18 protein-coding genes are annotated in these 21,203 nt (G+C 66.5%); 5 read left to right on the forward strand and 13 right to left on the reverse strand.

Features of this window, described 5'->3' with window-relative positions; all coding sequences use genetic code 11:
- Positions 1–18: 18 nt before the first annotated feature.
- The 12 genes from purD to ACFPU0_RS15485 form a co-directional block, all read right to left on the reverse strand.
- Positions 19–1,308, reverse strand: coding sequence for a phosphoribosylamine--glycine ligase (gene purD / locus ACFPU0_RS15430; RefSeq protein ID WP_377693977.1), 1,290 nt, complete (start codon positions 1,306–1,308; stop codon positions 19–21).
- A 91-nt stretch (positions 1,309–1,399) separates the two neighbouring features.
- Positions 1,400–3,007 (reverse strand): bifunctional phosphoribosylaminoimidazolecarboxamide formyltransferase/IMP cyclohydrolase, encoded by a 1,608-nt coding sequence (gene purH / locus ACFPU0_RS15435; RefSeq protein ID WP_377693978.1) that lies wholly within the window; start codon positions 3,005–3,007, stop codon positions 1,400–1,402.
- 124 nt (positions 3,008–3,131) lie between these two features.
- Complete coding sequence (gene fis, locus ACFPU0_RS15440) at positions 3,132–3,452, reverse strand: DNA-binding transcriptional regulator Fis (protein WP_028630726.1); 321 nt, start codon at positions 3,450–3,452, stop codon at positions 3,132–3,134.
- Positions 3,449–4,444, reverse strand: coding sequence for a tRNA dihydrouridine synthase DusB (dusB, locus tag ACFPU0_RS15445; RefSeq protein ID WP_377693979.1), 996 nt, complete (start codon positions 4,442–4,444; stop codon positions 3,449–3,451). The genes fis and dusB overlap by 4 nt, the downstream gene beginning before the upstream one ends.
- 170 nt (positions 4,445–4,614) lie before the next feature.
- Positions 4,615–5,988, reverse strand: a complete 1,374-nt coding sequence (locus tag ACFPU0_RS15450) for a DUF3426 domain-containing protein (RefSeq protein WP_377693980.1) — start codon at positions 5,986–5,988, stop codon at positions 4,615–4,617.
- A 58-nt stretch (positions 5,989–6,046) separates the two neighbouring features.
- Positions 6,047–6,925, reverse strand: coding sequence for a 50S ribosomal protein L11 methyltransferase (prmA, locus tag ACFPU0_RS15455; RefSeq protein WP_377693982.1), 879 nt, complete (start codon positions 6,923–6,925; stop codon positions 6,047–6,049).
- A gap of 111 nt (positions 6,926–7,036) precedes the next feature.
- Positions 7,037–8,386 carry an acetyl-CoA carboxylase biotin carboxylase subunit gene (gene accC, locus ACFPU0_RS15460; protein WP_377693983.1) on the reverse strand — a complete coding sequence of 450 codons (1,350 nt, stop codon included), beginning with the start codon at positions 8,384–8,386 and terminating at the stop codon, positions 7,037–7,039.
- 17 nt (positions 8,387–8,403) lie between these two features.
- On the reverse strand, positions 8,404–8,865 hold the full coding sequence (gene accB, locus ACFPU0_RS15465) for an acetyl-CoA carboxylase biotin carboxyl carrier protein (RefSeq protein ID WP_377693984.1): 462 nt from the start codon (positions 8,863–8,865) through the stop codon (positions 8,404–8,406).
- A 26-nt stretch (positions 8,866–8,891) separates the two neighbouring features.
- Positions 8,892–9,335, reverse strand: coding sequence for a type II 3-dehydroquinate dehydratase (aroQ, locus tag ACFPU0_RS15470; RefSeq protein ID WP_377693985.1), 444 nt, complete (start codon positions 9,333–9,335; stop codon positions 8,892–8,894).
- A gap of 122 nt (positions 9,336–9,457) precedes the next feature.
- The gene (locus tag ACFPU0_RS15475; protein ID WP_377693986.1) at positions 9,458–11,236 is read right to left on the reverse strand and encodes a protein-disulfide reductase DsbD; all 1,779 of its coding nucleotides are present in this window, start codon (positions 11,234–11,236) and stop codon (positions 9,458–9,460) included.
- Between the two features lie 156 nt (positions 11,237–11,392).
- A complete protein-coding gene (locus ACFPU0_RS15480) occupies positions 11,393–13,357 on the reverse strand; it encodes a methyl-accepting chemotaxis protein (RefSeq protein WP_377693987.1) in 1,965 nt (654 codons plus the stop codon).
- Positions 13,358–13,473: 116 nt separating this feature from the next.
- Positions 13,474–15,090, reverse strand: a complete 1,617-nt coding sequence (locus ACFPU0_RS15485) for a diguanylate cyclase (RefSeq protein ID WP_377693989.1) — start codon at positions 15,088–15,090, stop codon at positions 13,474–13,476.
- Positions 15,091–15,382: 292 nt separating this feature from the next.
- On the opposite strand from ACFPU0_RS15485, the gene ACFPU0_RS15490 reads away from it, so the two are divergent.
- The 5 genes from ACFPU0_RS15490 to ACFPU0_RS15510 all read left to right on the forward strand — a co-directional run bounded on the left by ACFPU0_RS15490 (position 15,383) and on the right by ACFPU0_RS15510 (position 20,683).
- Positions 15,383–16,453 carry a DUF2333 family protein gene (locus tag ACFPU0_RS15490; RefSeq protein ID WP_377693991.1) on the forward strand — a complete coding sequence of 357 codons (1,071 nt, stop codon included), beginning with the start codon at positions 15,383–15,385 and terminating at the stop codon, positions 16,451–16,453.
- Positions 16,453–16,977 carry an NUDIX hydrolase gene (locus tag ACFPU0_RS15495; protein ID WP_377693992.1) on the forward strand — a complete coding sequence of 175 codons (525 nt, stop codon included), beginning with the start codon at positions 16,453–16,455 and terminating at the stop codon, positions 16,975–16,977. Before ACFPU0_RS15490 ends, ACFPU0_RS15495 begins: the two co-directional genes overlap by 1 nt.
- A gap of 375 nt (positions 16,978–17,352) precedes the next feature.
- On the forward strand, positions 17,353–17,724 hold the full coding sequence (locus tag ACFPU0_RS15500) for a translation initiation factor Sui1 (protein WP_377693994.1): 372 nt from the start codon (positions 17,353–17,355) through the stop codon (positions 17,722–17,724).
- Between the two features lie 131 nt (positions 17,725–17,855).
- A complete protein-coding gene (gene speA, locus ACFPU0_RS15505; protein ID WP_377693996.1) occupies positions 17,856–19,769 on the forward strand; it encodes an arginine decarboxylase in 1,914 nt (637 codons plus the stop codon).
- A gap of 290 nt (positions 19,770–20,059) precedes the next feature.
- The gene (locus ACFPU0_RS15510; protein ID WP_377693998.1) at positions 20,060–20,683 is read left to right on the forward strand and encodes an FMN-dependent NADH-azoreductase; all 624 of its coding nucleotides are present in this window, start codon (positions 20,060–20,062) and stop codon (positions 20,681–20,683) included.
- Between the two features lie 54 nt (positions 20,684–20,737).
- Here the strand turns inward: ACFPU0_RS15510 and ACFPU0_RS15515 are convergent, their stop codons facing one another.
- A complete protein-coding gene (locus ACFPU0_RS15515; RefSeq protein WP_377694000.1) occupies positions 20,738–21,196 on the reverse strand; it encodes a DUF2214 family protein in 459 nt (152 codons plus the stop codon).
- Between the last annotated feature and the right edge of the window lie 7 nt (positions 21,197–21,203).

Below are 21,203 nucleotides of genomic sequence, written 5' to 3' on the forward strand. Positions count from 1 at the left end.
GCACTATTTACCCGATCTTTACTCTTCACCGCGTTCGCGGGCGATGGCGCGATAGCCGATGTCCTTGCGGTAGAAGCAGCCGTTCCAGCGGATCTTCTCCGCCAGGCGATAGGCCTGCTGCTGGGCGTCGGACACGCTGGCGCCGATGGCGGTGGCGCAGAGCACGCGGCCGCCGGAGGTGACGATCCGGCCGTCCTTCTGCGCGGTGCCGGCGTGGAACACCTTGCCGTCCAGGGCCGCTGCATCGTCCAGGCCTTCGATCAGGTCACCCTTGGCGTAGTCGCCCGGGTAGCCGCCGGCGGCCAGCACCACACCCACGGTGGGGCGGGGGTCCCAGGTGGCCTCGACCTTGTCCAGGGCCTTGGCCAGGGCGGCTTCCACCAGCAGGACCAGGGAGCTTTCCAGACGCACCATGATGGGCTGGGTTTCCGGGTCGCCGAAGCGGCAGTTGAATTCGATGACCTTGGGCGCGCCGCTCTTGTCGATCATCAGGCCGGCATAGAGGAAGCCGGTGTAGACGTTGCCTTCCTCGGCCATGCCGCGCACGGTCGGGTAGATGACTTCGTCCATCACCCGCTGGTGTACCTCGGGAGTGACCACCGGGGCCGGGGAGTAGGCGCCCATGCCGCCGGTGTTCGGGCCGGTGTCGCCGTCGCCGACGCGCTTGTGGTCCTGGCTGGTGGCCATGGGCAGCACGTTCTGGCCGTCGACCATGATGATGAAGCTGGCTTCCTCGCCGTCGAGGAACTCTTCGATCACCACGCGGGCGCCGGCGTCGCCGAAGGCGTTGCCGGAGAGCATGTCGCGCACGGCTTCCTCGGCTTCGGCGAGGGTCATGGCGACGATCACGCCCTTGCCCGCGGCCAGGCCGTCGGCCTTGATGACGATGGGGGCGCCTTTCTCACGCAGGTAGGCCAGGGCCGGCTCCACCTCGGTGAAGTTCTGGTAGGCGGCGGTGGGGATCTTGTGGCGGGCCAGGAAGTCCTTGGTGAAGGCCTTGGAACCTTCCAGCTGGGCGGCGCCGGCGGTGGGGCCGAAGATGGCGAGGCCACGCTGGCGGAACAGGTCGACCACGCCCTTCACCAGCGGCGCTTCCGGGCCGACGATGGTCAGCTGGACGTTCTTTTCGGCGAAATCGGCCAGTTGTTCCAGGGCCAGCACGTCGATGGCGACGTTCTCGCACTTGGCCTCGGTCGCGGTGCCGGCGTTGCCCGGGGCGACGAAGACCTTCGCCACGCGCGGGTCCTGGGCCACTTTCCAGGCCAGGGCGTGCTCGCGACCGCCGCTGCCGATGATCAGTACATTCATTCTCGATGCTCTCTCGTCTGAAGAGCTGGAAGCTGGAAGCCGGAAGCTGGAAGCGCGCGGGCTTCAGGCTTCCAGCTTCGGGCTTCAAGCTTTAGTGGCGGAAGTGGCGCATACCGGTGAACACCATCGCGATGCCCGCTTCGTCGGCGGCGGCGATGACTTCGTTGTCACGCATGGAGCCGCCCGGCTGGATCACCGCGGTGATGCCGGCGGCCGCGGCGTTGTCGATGCCGTCGCGGAAGGGGAAGAAGGCATCGGAGGCCATCACGGCACCCTTGACTTCCAGGCCGGCGTGCTCGGCCTTGATGGCGGCGATGCGGGCGGAGTTGACGCGGCTCATCTGGCCGGCGCCGACGCCGACGGTCTGGCGGTTCCTGGCGTAGACGATGGCGTTGGACTTGACGAACTTGGCCACCTTCCAGGCGAAGATCAGGTCGTGGATCTCCTGCTCGGTGGGCGCGCGCTTGGTCACCACCTTGAGGTCGGCGGCGGTGATCATGCCGATATCGCGGCTCTGCACCAGCAGGCCGCCGTTGACGCGCTTGAAGTCCCAGCCCGGGGCGCGCTCGGCGGCCCATTCGCCGCATTCCAGCAGGCGCACGTTGGCCTTGGCGGCTACCACGGCACGGGCTTCGGCGGAGACTTTCGGGGCGATGATGACTTCGACGAACTGGCGCTCGACGATGGCCTTGGCGGTTTCGGCATCCAGTTCGCGGTTGAAGGCGATGATGCCGCCGAAGGCGGATTCGCTGTCGGTGGCGTAGGCCAGGTCATAGGCCTTGCGGATGCCGCCTTCGTCTTCCGGTACCACGGAAACGCCGCAGGGGTTGGCGTGCTTGACGATCACGCAGGCCGGCTTGACGAAACTCTTCACGCACTCCAGCGCGGCGTCGGTGTCGGCCACGTTGTTGAAGGAGAGCTCCTTGCCCTGCAGCTGCACGGCGGTGGAAACGCTGGCCTCGGCCGGCTTGGCTTCGACGTAGAAGGCCGCGCTCTGGTGCGGGTTCTCGCCGTAGCGCATCTCCTGGGCCTTGATGAACTGGCTGTTGAAGGTACGCGGGAAGGCGCCGCGGCTCTCGGTGGACAGGGTGTCGCGCGCCTGGTCGATGGTGCCCAGGTAGTTGGCGATCATGCCGTCGTAGGCGGAGGTGTGCTCGAACGCCTTGAGGGCCAGGTCGAAACGCTGGGCATAGGTCAGGCCGCCGGCCTTGAGGCCTTCGAGGACGCCGGCGTAGTCGCTGGCGTTGACCACGATGGCGACGTCCTTGTGGTTCTTCGCGGCGCTGCGGACCATGGTCGGGCCGCCGATGTCGATGTTCTCGATGGCGGTGGGCAGGTCGCAGTCAGGCTTGGCGACGGTGGCCTCGAAGGGGTAGAGGTTGACCGCCACCAGGTCGATCGGCTTGATGCCGTGCTGTTCCATCACCGCGCCGTCCTGGTCGCGACGGCCGAGGATGCCGCCGTGGATCTTCGGGTGCAGGGTCTTCACGCGGCCGTCCATCATTTCCGGGAAGCCGGTGTAGTCGGCGACTTCCACGGCAGCGATGCCGTTGTCCTTGAGCAGCTTGTAGGTGCCGCCGGTGGAGAGGATCTCCACGCCGAGGGCAGCCAGTTCACGGGCGAACTCGACGATGCCAGTCTTGTCGGAAACGCTGATCAGGGCGCGGCGAACGGGAAGGCGGAGGGTCTGGTCGGTCATTTCGGAACCATTCGAGTGGGAAGGAGAAAAGCGATTAGCTATTGGCTGGAAGCTGGAAGCTAGAAGCTGGAAGCTGGAAGTCGGGAGCGGTGCCGGGGCGTCCGGCTTCCAGCTTCCAGCTTTTTTAAAGAAGGTCGTATTGCTTGAGCTTCTTGCGCAGCGTGCCCCGGTTGAGGCCGAGCATTTCGGAAGCCTTGGTCTGGTTACCCTTGACGTAGTTCATCACGGATTCCAGCAGTGGCGCTTCCACTTCGGAAAGCACCAGGTTGTACACGTCCGTGACGGCGGCGCCCTCGAGATGGGCGAAGTAGTTGTGCAGTGCCTTCTCGACACTGCCACGCAGGGTCTGGCCCTCTGCGGTGGGTGCCGTCAGGTGCTGTTTAAGGTTGGCGTTGTCGCTCACGGGTGTTGCCCCATCAAAAAAATTCTCGGTCATCGTCGTCATGCGGCCTTATCCCCTTCGTTGTGACGCTCGGCGAAGAACTCCCGAACGTTGGCGCACTGCGCGTCCGTGGACTCCAAACGATTGAACATGGCGCGAAACTCCCTGGCGCCGGGCAGGGTCGCCAGATACCAGCCGACATGCTTGCGGGCGATGCGAACGCCCATCTCGTCGCCATAGAAGGCGTGCAGTGCGGCAAGGTGCTCCAGCAGGATCCGTTCCACCTCGATCAAGCATGGCGCCGGCAGAAGTTCACCGGTCGCCAGGTAATGCACGATCTCGCGGAAGATCCAGGGTCTCCCCTGGGCCGCTCGACCGATCAGCAGGGCGTCGGCGCCGGTGGCGTCGAGGACCTGTCTGGCTTTCTGTGGCGAATCGATATCGCCGTTGGCGAACACCGGAATGGACACCGCCTGCTTGATCGCAGCGATGGTGTCGTACTCGGCTTCGCCGGTGTACAGGTCGGCGCGGGTCCGGCCGTGGACGGCCAGGGCCTGGATACCGGCCTGTTCGGCGATCTTCGCCACCGTTATTCCGTTCCTGTTCGATCGGTCCCAACCGGTGCGGATCTTCAGGGTGACGGGTACATCGACGGCCTTGACCACGGCATCGAGGATCTCGGCCACCAGGGCCTCGTCCTTCATCAGCGCCGAGCCGGCGGCCTTGTTGCAGACCTTTTTCGCCGGGCAACCCATGTTGATGTCGATGATCTGGGCACCGAGTTCCACATTGGCCCTGGCCGCTTCCGCCAGCATCTCCGGATCGCCACCGGCTATCTGCACGGAGCGGGGTTCCGGGTCCCCTTCGTGGAGCAGGCGCAGTCGCGACTTGCGGCTGTTCCACAGGCGCACGTCGCTGGTGACCATCTCCGAGACCACCATGCCGGCACCAAGGCGCCGGCAAAGCAGGCGAAACGGCCGGTCGGTCACACCCGCCATGGGGGCGAGTATCACCTGATTGGGCAAGGCATAAGGGCCGATGCTGACCGACGACATAGGTCTTCCCTGTTGTAGGGCCTGCTCAGTGGGGAGTTCGAAAAAGGGTGGGCATGATACCCGCTCTCGGTGACCGGATAAAGGCTGTTTTGAACAAATTCTGAACAGCGGCGCCCTTATCACCGTGAGTTAGAGATAGCCTGGAGGCGCCGGATTCCGGCGCTTTCGGCCTATTCGGGGGAGTGGAAGCTGAGGCTGTAGTTCACCGCCTTGGTCCCCGGGTCAAGGATGTCCAGGCTGATGTGGATAGGGGTTTGCGGGGGCATTTCCGCCTGTCCGGCCAGTTCCCCGGAGAGGTACTCGCCCGGCTTGAAGCGACGGCTGGCCAGCAGTTGGCCATTGATGTCGGCGAAGCGCAGTTCCAGCAGCGGGAAGGGCTGGGCGAAGGCGGCGCGGTTGTAGAGGATGGCGTCCACCACCAGGGCGCCGGAGAACTCGGGGTGGCTGCGTACCACCAGGTTGCTGCTCTTGATCAGGTCGATATCCACCTTGGAGGGCAGCTGGCAGCCGATTTCCGGACAGATCTGCTGGAACCAGGGGCGGTACTGGTCCTGCCGGGCCAATTCGTCGAAGTGATACCAGACGTACTGGGTGGCCAGGGCCAGGGCAGCCGCCAGGGTCAGCAGGAGCCAGCCGATCCGGCGGCCCCAGGGGCGCCTGGTTTCCTGCCAGTCCAGCTGCAGTGGTTCGTCGTTGAGGTTGAGCAGGCCTTCTTCGCGCAGGCCGGGCTCGTTGCGCCGCGGCTGATGGCGCGGCGCGGCGGAGACCGCGGGTTCGTCGCGATCGTCGTCGATCTCGTCGCCCAGGTCTTCGGGTTCGTCGTCGCGGGCGGAACCGAGGCTGAAGTCCGGTCCCGGCTCGTCTTCGACCAGGTCCATGGACAGGCTGGGCTCGGTACGCGGGGCCGGGCGGGGCGGCTCGGCCGGGGTGCGGCTGATCGGCTCGGCGACGGGGGCGGCGCGCAGCTCGAGTTCGGTTTCCGGCTCGATCCGCGGTTCGAGATCCGGTTCGAGTTCCGGCTCGAAGTCCGGTTCCGCTGCGGTCTTGGGTTCCTCGGCCTCCAGCAGGGCCTCGGCCCACTCTTCGTCCTGCTGGGCGGGCGGTTGTTCCTCGGTGCGCACCGGCGCCTCCGGACCGAGCAGGTCGCGGGACAGGCGGCGCTCTTCCTGTTCCAGCTTGGCGAGCTCTTCGTCCAGATCGAGGCTGTCGAGGTCGAGGTCGTCGTGGATCCAGCGGCCGTCGCTGGCCGGGGGCGCGGCAGGCGGCGCGGGCTGTGATGCCGTGGGCTGCTTGAGCACGGTGGCGACGCTGGGAACCGGTACTGGCGCCGGCCTGGGCGCGGCGGCGGGCGCTGGGGACGCCTTGGGTTTCTCGGTCGCGCGGGTCGGCGCCTGGCCCTGGGTCGCCAGCAGCTGTTGCGCCGCGTTGAACACGTGCAGACAGGCTCCGCAGCGCACGGCGCCATGGGCCACCGCCAACTGGGCGCGGCTGACGCGGAAACTGGTCTGGCAATGCGGGCACTGAGTGACGTAGCTGTCGGTCATGCGGCGATCCGGTGGAAACTTATGGCTATTTTACTCGATCCATGGGTTTTTCAGCGTATCAGCGGCGCACGCCGCTGATGCGCACCCAGCCGTCCTGTTCCGCCGTCGGGTCGAGGTCGAAGGCGTCAGCATAGGCTGCGCGCACCTCCTCGGCCTGCTCGGCGAGGATGCCGGACAGCGCAAGGCGCCCGCCCGGCGCCACCAGGCTGGTGATCTGCGGGGCCAGGGACACCAGCGGGCCGGCGAGAATGTTGGCCACTACCACCGCGGCGGGCCGCTGCGGCAGGTCGGCGGGCAGGTAGACCGGGAAGCGCGCCGGGTCGATGCCGTTGCGCGAAGCGTTGTCGCGGGAGGCTTCCAGGGCCTGCGGGTCGATGTCGGTGCCCACCGCCTGGCGTGCGCCCAGCAGCAGGGCGGCGATGGCGAGGATGCCCGAGCCGCAGCCGAAGTCCAGCACGTCGCAACCGGCCAGGTCCTGGCTGTCCAGCCATTCCAGGCAGAGCGCGGTGGTCGGGTGGGTACCGGTGCCGAAGGCCAGGCCCGGGTCGAGCAGCAGGTTCACCGCGTCCGGCTCGGGAGCGGCGTGCCAGCTCGGCACTATCCACAGGCGGCGGCCGAAACGCATGGGCTGGAAGTTGTCCATCCAGCTGCGTTCCCAATCCTGGTCCTCGATGCGCTCGATCTGGTGCACCGGCAGCGCACCACCGGTGAGCAGCTCCAGGTGCGCCACCAGGCTGGCTTCGTCGGTATCGGCCTCGAACAGGGCGAGCAGGTGGGTGTGGGACCAGAGCGGGGTGGTGCCGAGGTCCGGTTCGAAGATCGGCTGGTCTTCGGCGTCCATGAAGGTCACGGAGACGGCGCCAACTTCCAGCAGGGCGTCTTCGTAGGTTTCCGCCTGTTCCGGAGTGATGGCGAGACGAACTTGTAACCAGGGCATAACGAACCTCGTGAAAACGGCTGAAGGCTGGAGGCTGGACGAAAGGCGGCAAGATTATCCGCTTTCCGTCCGGCCTTCAGCCTTCAGCGCTTTTTTCGTCTTTTCAGACGGTCAGTGCTTGTCCATGCCGAGTTTCTTTTCCAGGTAGTGGATGTTGATCCCACCCTTGCAGAAACCCTTGTCGCGCGTGAGGTCGCGGTGCAGCGGGATGTTGGTCTTGATCCCGTCGACGACGATCTCGTCCAGCGCATTGCGCATGCGCGCCATGGCTTCGTCACGCGAGTTGCCGTAGGTGATCAGCTTGCCGATCAGCGAGTCGTAGTTCGGCGGAACCGCGTAGCCGCTGTACAGGTGCGAATCGACGCGAACACCGTTGCCGCCCGGGGCGTGGAAGTAGGTCACCTTGCCCGGGCAGGGCATGAAGTTGTCCGGGTCTTCGGCGTTGATCCGGCATTCCAGCGCATGGCCACGGATGACCACGTCTTCCTGCTTGATCGACAGCTTGTTGCCGGCGGCGATGCTGAGCATCTCCTTGACGATGTCGACACCGGTGACCATTTCGGTGACCGGGTGCTCCACCTGCACGCGAGTGTTCATCTCGATGAAGTAGAAGCGGCCGTTCTCGTAGAGGAACTCGAAGGTGCCGGCGCCGCGGTAGCCGATCTCGATGCAGGCCTGGACACAGCGGTCCAGCACCTCGGCGCGGGCCTTCTCGTCGATGTCCGGAGCAGGGGCTTCTTCCAGTACCTTCTGGTGGCGGCGCTGCAGGGAGCAGTCGCGGTCGCCCAGGTGGATGGCGTTGCCCTGGCCGTCGGAGAGGACCTGGACTTCGACATGGCGCGGGTTGGTGAGGAACTTCTCCAGGTAGACCATGGAGTTGCCGAAGGCCGCACCGGCTTCGGTACGGGTCAGATTGGCCGACTTGATCAGCTCTTCTTCCTCGTAGACCACGCGCATGCCGCGACCACCGCCGCCGCCGGCGGCCTTGATGATCACCGGGTAGCCCACTTCGCGGGCGATGGCCAGGGCGGTTTCCTCGTCTTCCGGCAGCGGGCCGTCGGAGCCCGGGACCGTCGGCACCCCGGAGCGCTTCATGGCGTCCTTGGCCGATACCTTGTCGCCCATCAGGCGAATGGTGTCGGCTTTCGGGCCGATGAAGGCGAAGCCGGAGTTCTCCACCTGCTCGGCGAAGTCGGCGTTTTCGGCGAGGAAGCCGTAACCCGGGTGGATCGCGGTGGCGCCGGTGACTTCGGCGGCGCTGATGATCGCCGGGATGTTCAGGTAGGAGTGGGCTGCCGAAGCCGGGCCGATGCATACGGTCTCGTCGGCCAGGGACAGATGCATCAGCTCACGGTCGGCCGTGGAATGCACCGCCACCGTCTTGATGCCCAGTTCCTTGCAGGCGCGCAGGATGCGCAGGGCGATCTCGCCACGGTTGGCGATCAGGACTTTTTCCAACATCGCAGGCTCTCCGCGGTTCAGACGATGGTGAACAGCGGCTGGTCGTACTCAACCGGCTGACCGTTTTCCACCAGGATGGACTCGATCACGCCGCTAGCTTCGGCTTCGATGTGGTTCATCATCTTCATGGCTTCGACGATGCACAGGATGTCGCCTTTCTTCACGCTCTGGCCGACTTCGACGAAGGAGGCGGCAGTCGGGGACGGCGAACGGTAGAAGGTGCCGACCATCGGCGAGCGCACCACATTGCCGTTCAGCTTCGGCGCCGCCGGGGCAGCAGCTTCGGCGGCGGCCGGAGCGACAGCGGCGATCGGCGCTGCGATCGGTGCCGGGGCGGCGGCATAGATCGGCTGGGCGGCCATGGCCTTGTTGCTGTGGCGGCTGATGCGCACGGACTCTTCGCCCTCGCGGATCTCCAGTTCGTCGATACCGGATTCTTCCAGCAGTTCGATCAGTTTCTTGACTTTACGGATATCCATTAATCATCAACTCCCAGGGGGTGAGGTCAGGGGCGTTCAAGGTGTTCTAGCGCCGCGTCCAGGGCCAGGCGGTAGCCGGTGGCGCCCAGACCGCAGATCACTCCCACGGCAACGTCGGAAAAGTAGGAGTGATGGCGGAAAGGTTCTCGTTTGTGCACGTTGGACAGGTGCACTTCGATGAATGGGATGCTCACAGCGAGCATCGCGTCACGTAGGGCGACACTTGTATGCGTGAAAGCAGCAGGATTGATGATGATGAAGTCCACTCCCTCGCTGCGGGCGGCGTGGATTCGATCGATCAATTCGTACTCGGCGTTGCTCTGCAGGACCATCAGGTGATGGCCAGCCTCGCGGGCGCGGCGCTCCAGGTCCTGGTTGATTTCGGCCAGGGTAGTGGCGCCGTACTTGTCGGGTTCGCGGGTGCCCAGCAGGTTGAGGTTGGGGCCATGCAGGACGAGCAGGGTGGCCATGCTGTTTGTTCCTTGTTAGAGGGCAGGCGGCACTATGCCGGATAGCTGAAATGGCTGTCCAGTTGTCAACAATAGTCGACATGATGCCCGGTGTTTACGGCAAATATATGACGTTACACGCATCAGCGCGATGCGTTTGCCTGTTGCAGACGAACGGCGAAGGCCTTGGCATCGACTTCACCTACGACACGCAGGGCGGCCAACTCGTCACCCTTGCCATCGAAGAACAGTATGGCTGGCGGTCCGAACAGCTTGTAGCGGTCGAGCAGCGCCCGTTGTTCGGCGTTGCTTTCGGTCATGTCGAAGCGGATCAGGCGGTAGCTGCCCAGCTGCGAGGTCACCTCCGTGGCGGTGAGGACTTCACGCTCGATGACCTTGCAACTAATGCACCAGTCGGCGTACCAGTCCAGCAGTAGCGGCTGGCCAGCGGCCTTGGCTTCGGCGAGGACGCCGGTGAGCTCCGTGGGGGTCTTGATGGTTTGCCACTCTCCGGCGGCCGGCACGGCGGCCGGTGCACCAACCAGGTGCGCGCGGCCCAGCGGGTGCAGCGGATCGGATTCGCCCTTGAGGGCGCCGGCCCAGGCCGCCACGGCATAGACCAGCAGGACCAGGCCGCCAAGCTGCGCCAGCCGCGCGCGGGGTGCCTTGGGGGTGAATTCCAGGGCGCCGAGGAAGAGTGCCACGCCGCCGGCCAGCAGGCCCCATAGGCCCAGCGCCAGCGGGCCGGGCAGGACCCGTTCGAGCATCCAGACGGCCACCGCCAGCAGCAGCACGCCAAAGGCGTTGCGCACGGCGACCATCCATTGGCCGGCCTTGGGCAGCAGGGCGCCACCACCGGTGGCGAAGAGCACCAGGGGCGCGCCCATGCCCAGTCCCAGGGCGAAGAGTTTCAGGCCGCCGCCAAGGGCGTCGCCGCTTGCACTGATATAGAGCAGGGCGCCGGCGAGCGGCGCCGAGACGCAGGGCGACACCAGCAGGCTGGAGAGCACACCGAGCAGCGCCGCGCTCCAGATCGAGCCGCCTTTGGTGCTGCCCGCCAGGGTGTCCAGCGGAGCGCTGATGAAGCGTGGCAGGCGCAGCTCGTAGAGGCCGAACATGGCCAGGGCGAAGAGGGTGAAGAAGCCGGCGAAAGGCACCAGCACCCAGGGCGACTGCAGCCGCGCCTGGAGGTTGAGTTCGGCGCCGAACACGCCCATCAGTGCGCCCAGCAGGGCGAAGCAGGCCGCCATCGGCAGCACGTAGGCCAGCGACAGCACCAGGCCGCGGCCGCCCCCTGCCTGGCCGCGCAACACCACGCCGGAGAGGATCGGCAGCATCGGCAGTACGCAGGGGGTGAAGGTCAGGCCCAGGCCGGCGAGGAAGAACAGCGCCAGCTCGTGCCAGCTCCAGGCCTTGCCGGCGGCAGCGCTTCCGGTCTGGCCGCCGTCGCCGGAGGCCGGGCCGTCGGCCAGTTTCAGTACCTCGGTTTCCGGCGGATAGCACAGGCCCTTGTCGGCGCAGCCCTGGTAGGTGACCCGCAATTCGCTGGGCGCCGTGCGTGCCGGGTCCACGGGCAGGTCGACGTCCAGCACGCCGTAGTACACCTCGACGTCACCGAAATACTGGTCGTTCTTGTGCTTGCCCGGCGGCAGCACCGCTTGCCCCAGGCCGCTGTCGGCGGGCTCGGCGCGGAACTGGAAGCGGTGGCGATAGAGGTAATAGCCCTCGGCATTGGTGAAGCGCAGCTTCACCGAGGTGGGGGTGCTCTCCACCAGGCTGAGGCGGAAGGCTTCGCGCACCGGCAGGAAATCGCCGCTGTTGTTCAGGGGAGCGCCCAGGGTCGGGTTCGGACGGTTGTCCAGCAACCCTGCGGCGGCGGGCAGGGCGACCAGCAGCAGGATCAGGCTAAGCAGGCGGCGCATAGGGGGCTCTTGATCAGAAATTGCTCGCATCATAGCGAACCTCGGGCCTTTCCTGCAGGTTCCCGGCTGTAAGCGGTTTTGTCTTCGGAATGGGAGGCGGGCTGACGCCCGCCGTAACCTTGTGCAGGGGAGCTGGGCGCGACAATAGGTCGCGCCTCACACGCGGAAGGCCTTGACCGTCGTATGCAGTTGCCCGCCCAGTTCGAGCAGGCGCTCGCCTTGGTTGCGGCTGGCGCTGATGCGCGCCAGGTTGTCGCCGCCCAATTGGTGGATCTGTTCGCTGTGGTCGCGGATCTCGCTCACGGCGCTGCTCTGCTGGGCGGTGGCGTCGGCGATGCGCTCGGCCATGCTGGCGATGGTGCGAATGGCGCTGACCACTTCCACCAGCGCGCCGTCGGCCGCAGAGGCCTGCTCGGCGCTGGCTTCGGCATGCTCGACCTGGATGCGCATGGCGTCCACCGATTGCCGGGCCGCCTGCTGCAGGCGGGCGATCAGCTGCTGGATCTCGCTGGTGGCGCCTGTGGTGCGCAGGGCCAGGGAGCGCACTTCTTCGGCCACCACGGCGAAGCCCCGGCCCATCTCGCCAGCGCGGGCGGCTTCGATGGCGGCATTGAGGGCCAGCAGGTTGGTCTGCTCGGCGATGCCGCGGATCACCGTCAGTACCTTGTCGATGGTTTCCGTCTCTTCGGCCAGGCGTTCCACCGCCTGGGCGTTGTTCTGCACTTCGCCCACCAGTTGATGCAGCCCGGCCAGGCTCTGGTCGATCACGCTCTGGCCCTGTTCCACGGCGCGTCCTGCATCACGGCTGGCATCCGCGGCCAGGCTGGCGTCGCCGGCCACCTGCTGGATGGTGCTTTCCAGTTCGCCCAGGGCGTCGCGGATCTGCGCGGTACCGCCGGCCTGGTGCTCGGCGCCGGCATGCAGGCCGTTGTTCAGGTCGGCCAGGGCGCTGCTGCTGCCGGCCACCTGCTCGGCGTGCTGGCGGATGGTGCCCACCAGCTCGCCCAGGTAATCCCGCAGGCGATTGAGGGAATCCTCGATGCGGCGCAGGTCCGTCGTGGCGGAGCCGAGGGCGATGGGGCGGCTGAAATCGCCCGCGGCCCAGGCGCCCAGCGCATCGACCAGGCGGCCGAGCACCTGGGTCAGGCGGCGCTGGATGCGGTCGATGGACAGGGCGATGAGCAGGATCAGGCCGATCATCAGGCCCTGGATCAGGCGTACCTCCGCCTGGATGCGGCCATGCTCGGCGCGCACTGCCGGTTCCAGGGCGGCCAGGGCGGCTTGCAGGGCGTCCACTCGCCGGGCGGTGGCCTCGCTCAGGCCGGCGCGGCGCTGGATCAGCTCGCGGGTACGCGCCAGTTCACCGGGGTAGCGCTTGAGCAGGCCGGCGAGCTCGCGCTTGAGGGCGATGCCGCGATCCTCGGCCTGGCCGGATTCGCTGCTGCTTTCCAGGCCCATCATGGCGGCGAAGTCGTCGGCGGCCGAGCCGCTGCTGTCGGCCACACCGAGCAGGGGCAGCTGTTCCAGCCGGGCGCTGTCGCGGCCGAGGGCTTCCAGTTCGCGCTGGGCGTCGGCGGCCAGTTCGTCGCGGCCGCTGGCCACCAGCTTGGCGCGCGCCTGGCTGAGACGGTTGAGGTGCTGGGCCGCGGCGAACAACGGCGCGCGATAGTCGCCGGCGGCCGGGGCGCTGGCCGAGGCGGCGTACTGGTCGAGCTGGTCCAGGGCCGCGGCGATCTCCCGCTCGGCCTGGATCAGCAGGCCCTGGGGATCGCCCGCCAGCTTGCCCGCCGCCAGCAGTTCGCCGCGGGTGAATTCCCGCAGTTCATTGAAGCTGGGCAGCAGTTCCCGGGTGAATTCGGCGGGCAACTGGCCGAGGCGGCGCTCCAGGCTGTCGATGCCCTGGCTGGCCGCGCTATGGCGCAGGGCGTCACCGCTGCCCAGGTAGGCCTGGACGTTGTCCACCACTTCGCCGCGGAAGCGCTGGGCCAATTCCAGGTACTGCTCCATCAACTGGTAGGGCTGCTCCAGCGCGCGTTGCGACCACCAGAGGGTGGCCCCCAGCGCGAGGCACACGGTGACCAGCAGCAGGGTAATCAGGTTGGTGAGCAGTTTCAGGCGCATCCGGTCCTCGCAGACTTCCGATAGCCCGCCCGCGCTCGCCTGTGCGACCCTGGACCGGCTCTGAGAGATGGCCAGATGATATTGCTGTTTGGTGACAGTCCCGTGACGGCGGCGGTTCAGTCCTGCTGCGGTTCCACCCGGTTGCGTCCGCCGTGCTTGGCGCGATAGAGCGCTTCGTCGGCCTGTTTGGACAGCTGGTTGATGTCGAGGCCGTCCTGCAGCTGGGCGATGCCGCAACTGAAGGTGCAGGACAGGTCGTGGGGCTGCGCCGGATAGCGGATTTCGGCGAAGCGCTGGCGGATCTCCTCCAGTACGCGCCGGGCGGCGGCCAGGTCGGTGTCGGGCAGTACCACGGCGAACTCCTCGCCGCCGTAACGCCCGATATGGTCGGTCTTGCGCAGGCGTTGCTTGAGGAACAGGGCCAGGCTCTTGATCACGCGGTCGCCCATGGGGTGGCCGTAGGTGTCGTTGACCTTCTTGAAGTGATCGATGTCGAGCATGGCGAAGCACAGCGGCTTGCCATCCCGGCGCGCGCGGGAACTGGCGTCTTCCAGCAGCTGCAAGGTGTGGGTGTGGTTGAACAGGCCGGTCAGGCTGTCGCGCACCATGCGTGCTTTCAGGCTGCGGGCGCGATTGGCGCGGGTGCGCACCGTGGCGATCAGGTGCCGTGGCTTGATCGGCTTGGTAAGGAAGTCATCGCCGCCCTCGCTCATGGCATCCAGCTGCTTGTTCAGGTCGTCCTCGGCCGACAGGTAGATGATCGGCACGCTGACGTAGCGCTCGTGCTGGCGGATCACCTTGGCCAGCTCGGTGCCCTGGCACTCGGGCATGTACATGTCGAGGATGATCAGGTCGGGCTGGAAGTCGGCCAGGGCGAGCAGGGTCTGCACCGGCTCGGTGATCGCCCGGGTGACGATGCCGGCGGAGTTGAGGATCAGTTCGGTATGGGTGGCCTGGGCGCGGGAGTCGTCGACTATCAGCACCTTGAAGGGATCGTAGTGGGCGGTTCGGGTCAGGGTTTCCAGCTTCTCCAGCAGGCTGGAGGCGTCCAGGGCCCCGGTGAAGAACTCCTGGCCCCCGGCGCGCACGGCGGCCAGGCGGGTCGGCGCATCGGTTTCCTCGTGGCTGAAAAAGATGATCGGCAGCTTCAGCTCCAGCCCCTGCTGGGCTTCATGGGCCAGGTCCAGGCCCATTCCGGGGCCGGCGAAGTCCACTTCCAGCACTATGGCCGCCGGATGCCGCTCGGCCATGGCCGCGCGGAAGGCGCTGGCGCTGCCGAAGAGCTGTGCGTTGAGGCCGAAGAATTCCAGCTGCTGGATCAGGCGCAGGGCGCGCTCCTCGCTCTGCAGCGCCAGGTACACCGGCTTGCGCAGGGGCGGCAGGAAGGTCTGCTCGAACTGGTCGCCATGGCGCAGGCCGGTGCGCGACAGGCGTTGCATCAGCAGGCTGAGCTCGGTGATCAGGTCGCTGGATAGCCGTCCGCGGTTCGCTTCCACCGCGCGCAGGCAGTTGCCGATGGCCACCGCCAGGCGGCTGTGCTCGGTCTGCTCGAAGCGGTCGGCGTAGCGCTGCAGGTCGAGGCTGGCCTCGGCCAGCTCGGCCATGCGGGCCGCACTCCATTCACTGCGTTGCAGGCGCTGCCAGATTTCCAGCACCTGTCGCGCCTGGTTGATCACCCGCTGGGCGAAGTGGTGTTTGAGTCGGTCGCGGCTGGGATCTTCGTGCTCGGTCATGGCCCGGCTTCTTTGGGAGGGGCGCCTGGAGGCGACCCGGATGGTGGCTTCATGCTATCACCTTGTCGCAGGCACGCCAGTACCATCTGCCGCGGTATCGCCCCGTGTCCCGGATAGATTCCGTCAATTTGCGACCAGGAGGATTGCAGGACCGGCGCCCCGGACGATGGTTTGGCTCGCGGCCACTGCGCTGCGCCCGCGCTTCCCTTATAGTGCTGGACCTGGCCAGGACCCCCTCGGCGGATTCTGGCCGAACCTTTCCCGTGCTGATCGAGAGTTGAAGGACACTGCCATGCTGGACTGGAAGAAACGGATGGGCGACGCGCGTGAGCGCGTGGATGATTCGGTTGACGACGTGCGCAGCTATCTGGGCGGTATCTGGCTGAGCCGGGCCCTCGGCAGCCTGCTGGTGATCTACCTGCTCGCCTGCATGGTGGTGGGTTGGTACTGGAGCCGCGAACCCGATCTCTTCCCCGTGCAGCAGGACGCCCAGGCCGCCGCGGACCGTGCCGGTCGGCAGATGGTCAGCGGCTATACCACGGTGGAAACCCTCAAGGGCGTGGCCCAGACCCTGCTGGACAAGAGCGGCGGCTACCTCTCCAACGACCTGGCACCGCCGGGCCTCTGGCTGGACAACATGCCCGCCTGGGAATACGGCGTGCTGGTCCAGGTGCGCGACCTGTCCCGTGCCCTGCGCAAGGACTTCGCCCGCTCCCAGTCCCAGTCCACCGAGGATCCGGACCTGGCCCGTGCCGAGCCGCGTTTCAACTTCGACAACAAGAGCTGGGCGCTGCCCGCCTCCGAGGCCGAGTACCAGGAGGGCATCCGTTCCCTGGATCGCTACCTCGCCCGCCTGGCCGATCCCAACCAGCCCAATGCGCAGTTCTATACCCGCGCCGACAACCTGAACAACTGGCTGGGCGACGTCGCCACCCGCCTCGGTTCCCTGTCCCAGCGCCTGTCCGCCAGCGTCGGCCGGGTACGCCTGAACACCGATATCAGCCCCGAGGCCGCGGCGGCCTCCGGCCAGGTGCCGGCGGTGAGCGAGGAAATCGTCGAGACCCCCTGGCTGCAGATCGACAACGTCTTCTACGAAGCCCGTGGCCAGGCCTGGGCGCTGTCGCACATCCTGCGCGCCATCGAAGTCGACTTCGCCGACGTGCTGGCGAAGAAGAACGCCACCATCAGCGTGCGTCAGATCATCCGCGAGCTGGAAGCCGCCCAGGAGCCCCTGTGGAGCCCCATGGTGCTGAACGGTAGCGGCTACGGCGTGCTGGCCAACCACTCGCTGGTGATGGCCAACTACATCTCCCGCGCCAACGCCGCGGTGATCGACCTGCGCCAGCTGCTGGAGCAGGGCTGATGGCCATGGATGAACGCGAGGCGGCCCATCGCGCCGCCTCCGATGCCGAGCGGGTGGCCTGGGTCGACGAGCAGGACCGCCCCCTCGGCGGCCTGCCGCGCGCCGAACTGCGCGAGCGCGGGCTGATTTCCCGGGGCACCTTCATCCTCCTGTTCAACTCCGCCGGCCAGCTCTGCGTGCACCGCCGCACCCTGAGCAAGGCGCTCTACCCGGGCTACTGGGACGTGGCCGCCGGCGGCATGGTGCAGGAAGGCGAGGACTACGCCCCCTCCGCCGCCCGCGAGCTGGAAGAGGAACTGGGCATCGCCGGGGTTGTCCTGCGCGAGCATGGCCGCTTCTTTTTCGACGAGCCGGGCAATCGCCTCTGGGGCGCGGTGTTCTCCGCCGTCTCCGACGACCCGCTGAAGCTGCAGCCGGAAGAAGTGCTGGAAGCGCGCTTCATGACGGTGGACGAAGCCCTGGCCCTGAGTCCCTGCTGCCCGGACTCCCTCAAGGCGCTGAAGCTGTACCAGGCCTCTCTGTAGGAGAGGCTCTTGGTGGGGGCGATTGCAATCGCCAAGGGCTGCGTAGCAGACCCCTGACCCCGGACGGCAGTCCTTCGGTCTGCTTGGCGAATGAATTCGCCCCTACATGAAAAGCAACTGGCCGGACTCGCCAAACCCGCGCCAGGCGCGGGTTTGTGCGATATCCCGGACCCTTTCGTGCGGGATGCCGAACGAGGTCGCCAATCTGTCGATCAATGGCGCATTTTCGTACTTAGCATTCGCCGCGAATGCTGCTAAATTTCGCCGCCTTTCAACCCTGGCCTCCCGGCCAGGCAGCGCTGCCCCTGCCAGAGTGGGGCTTCGCGGTCGGCCCCCGCCGACCAGTCGCTATCCTGACCCCTACGAGGAAAGCCGGTGGTCAAGAAAGCTTCGTCCTTTGCCGCCCTCGGCGGCCTGGTGTACTCCACCGACAGCGGCCGGCATTGCCCGGAATGCCGCCAGCCCATCGATGCCTGCATCTGCAAGCAAGCCACAGTGCCTGCTGGCGACGGCATTGCCCGCGTGCGCCGTGAAACCAAGGGCCGTGGCGGCAAGACCGTCACCACCGTCAGCGGCGTGCCGCTGGCCGAAGACGCCCTGAAGGAGCTGGCCAGTGCGCTCAAGCGTCGCTGTGGAACCGGTGGAGCCCTGAAGGACGGCGTGATCGAGATCCAGGGCGACCACGTGGACCTGCTGCTTGAAGAGCTCGCCAAGCGCGGCTTCAAGGCCAAGAAATCCGGCGGTTGAGCCACGGCTTTCTAAACTGACCGTCACAGCGGCGGTCAACACTCCAACGTCACACGACCGAATTAACCTGACCAGGCCCGCCCGGCACGATCCGGCGGGTGTGGCCCTTTTCATCCCACAGGGGGAAACCGATGTCTGCACGACGCACGCGCAAGGACGATGGCACCAGCTGGACCGTGGCCGACAGCCGCAGTGTCTACGGCATTCGCCACTGGGGCGCCGGCTATTTCGCCATCAACGAGGCCGGCCGCGTCGAAGTGCGGCCGAGAGGGGCCGGCAGCGCGCCGGTGGACTTCTTCCATCTCGTCGGCGACCTGCGCGAGGCGGGCCTGTCGCTGCCGCTGCTGGTACGTTTCCCGGACATCCTGCAGGACCGCGTTCGCCAGCTGACCGGAGCCTTCGACGCCAATATCGAGCGCCTGGAGTACCAGAGCCGCTACACCGCCCTGTACCCGATCAAGGTCAACCAGCAGGAAGCGGTGGTGGAAAACATCATCGCCACGCAGAACGTCTCCATCGGCCTGGAAGCCGGTTCCAAGCCCGAGCTGCTCGCCGTGCTGGCCCTGGCGCCGAAGGGCGGCACCATCGTCTGCAACGGCTACAAGGACCGCGAATTCATCCGCCTGGCGCTGATGGGGCAGAAGCTCGGCCACAACGTCTTCATCGTCATCGAGAAGGAAGCCGAGGTGGAGTACGTCATCGACGTCGCCGCCGAGCTGAAGGTCGCGCCCCAGGTGGGCCTGCGCGTGCGCCTGTCGTCCCTGGCCTCGTCCAAGTGGGCCGATACCGGTGGCGAGAAGTCCAAGTTCGGCCTTTCCGCCGCGCAGATCCTCTCGGTGGTCGAGCGCTTCCGCAAGGCCGGCCTGGACCAGGGCGTACGCCTGCTGCACTTCCACATGGGCTCGCAGATCGCCAACCTGGCCGACTACCAGCACGGCTTCAAGGAAGCCATCCGCTACTACGCCGAGTTGCGCAACCTCGGCCTGCCGGTGGACCACATCGACGTCGGCGGCGGCCTCGGCGTGGACTACGACGGCACCCACTCGCGCAATGCCAGCTCCATCAACTACGACATGGACGACTATGCCGGCGTGGTGGTGGGCATGCTCAAGGAGTTCTGCGACGCCCAGGGCCTGCCGCACCCGCACATCTTCTCCGAGAGCGGCCGTGCCATGACCGCGCACCACGCCGTGCTGGTGATGCAGGTGACCGACGTCGAGCGGCACAACGACGAAGTGCCGAAGATCGAGGATATGGAGGCACTGCCCGAGGCCGTACGCTGGCTCGCCGAGCTCCTGGCGCCGACCGACGCCGAGATGGTCACCGAGACCTACTGGCGCGCGACCCACTACATGAGCGACGCCGCCACCCAGTATGCCGAGGGCAAGCTGACCCTGGCCGAGAAGGCCCTGGCCGAGCAGACCTACTTCGCCATCTGCCGCCGCCTGCACAACCAGCTCAAGGCGCGTCAGCGCTCCCATCGCCAGGTGCTCGACGAGTTGAACGACAAGCTGGCGGAGAAGTACATCTGCAACTTCTCGGTGTTCCAGAGCCTGCCGGACACCTGGGCGATCGGCCAGGTGCTGCCGATCCTGCCGCTGCACCGCCTGGACGAGGAACCCCTGCGCCGCGCCGTGCTGCAGGACCTGACCTGCGATTCCGACGGCAAGATCAAGCAGTACATCGACGAGCAGAGCATCGAGACCAGCATGCCGGTGCACGAAGTGCGCATTGGCGAGGAATACCTCCTGGGTGTGTTCCTGGTGGGCGCCTACCAGGAAATCCTCGGCGACATGCACAACCTGTTCGGCGACACCGACTCGGTGAACGTCTACCAGCATGACGACGGCAGCGTGTACCACGCCGGCATCGAGACCCACGACACCATCGAAGACATGCTGCGCTACGTGCACCTGTCCCCCGAGGAGCTGATGGCGCTCTACCGCGACAAGGTGGCCAGCGCCAAGCTGAGCCCGCGCGAACGTACCCAGTACATCGATGCGTTGCGGCTGGGGCTGACCCGCTCCTCGTATCTCTCCTCCTGATCAGTCAGATCGAAGAAGCCCGGCTCCGCGCCGGGCTTTTTCATTCGAGCGTGCGAAGCCGTAGGGTGGACCACGCTTTATCGGTCCACCGTCGGTGGTCTGGCTGGACGCCGAATGGTGGAAATGAAAAGCGATTTCCACCCTACGACTGTGGGAGCGAATTCATTCGCGAAATGCTTCGCCGGCGGCTCGGCACCAACCTACGAATGACCCGACCAACCCCCTGGCAAAATTTCCCGTCCGGCGCTTTCATGTCCGCCAGCCTTTCTCAATCTGTCGGGAGCTCCACCATGCCGCGCGTCCTCTTGCTCGAATGCAGCCCCAACGACTTGGCCTCGCCCGGTGGCCAACTGGCCCGGGAGATGGCCCGGCGCATCCACCCCAAGGCCGAAGTAATCGTGCGCAACCTGGTGCGCGAGCCATTGCCGCCCCTCTGTGCCGGCTACGCCGAGGCGGTGGTGGGCAAGTCGGATTGCGCCGAGGAGCACTTCGCCCTTTCCGAGCAACTGATCGGCGAACTGGAGGCCAGCCACTACCTGCTGATCTCCACCCCCATGCACAACTACATGGTGCCGGCGGCGCTGAAGCTCTGGCTGGACTACGTGGTGCGCATCCACCGCACCTTCGAGATCCACGACGGCCGGCGCGACGGCCTGCTGGAGGACCGGCCGACCTTCGTGGTGCTGAGTTCCGGGGGGCATTACCTGGGGGCCAAGGCCAAGCAGATGGACTTCCTCTCGCCCTACCTGCGCCACGTGCTGGGCATCATCGGCCTGCACCATGTGGAATTCATCCACCTGCAGGGCCTGGCCGCCGGCGACGACGCCGTGGCGGCCGCCCTGGCGCAGGCCCGGGAGCGCCTGTCCTTCAACCCGGTATTCGCCCCCGAGCCCTTCCCCGACGTAGTTCTGTAGGGGCGAATTCATTCGCCAAGCAGGACGCAGTCCTGCCCGGGCTCGCTGTTGGGCTCAGCTCCCGATCACCCCATACCCCCGCGCCATCAGCACCGCGAACAGCGGCAGCAGCAGCGCCAGCAACAGTTCCAGGCGGATCACCATGATCACCGCCCTGGCCTTGCCGGGGCTGATCTGCGGTACCTGGCCGGCCTGCAGGGCGTTGCGCCAGTTGAGGAAGACGAAGGTGGGGAAGCCGGAGAGCAGGGCGATCAGCACGAACAGGCCCATCTTGGCGTGGAACATCGAGTTGGCGAGGTAGTAGTCCAGGCCCTTGCCATACCAGATCACCCGCGCCAGGCCCGTGGCCAGCACCGCCCCGGCGGCGATGCCGTAGGCGATGTCGATGCGCACCAGGCTGCGGGCGCGCTCCAGGTCCAGCGGCAATTTGAACAGGCGGTGCTCCAGGGTGAGCAGGGCGAAGAGCACGAAGATCGAGAGGAAATGCAGGTAGGCGGCGACGGCTTGTCCCATGGAAACT

This window comes from Pseudomonas sp. GCM10022186, assembly GCF_042656385.1.
Classification (GTDB): Bacteria; Pseudomonadota; Gammaproteobacteria; order Pseudomonadales; family Pseudomonadaceae; genus Metapseudomonas.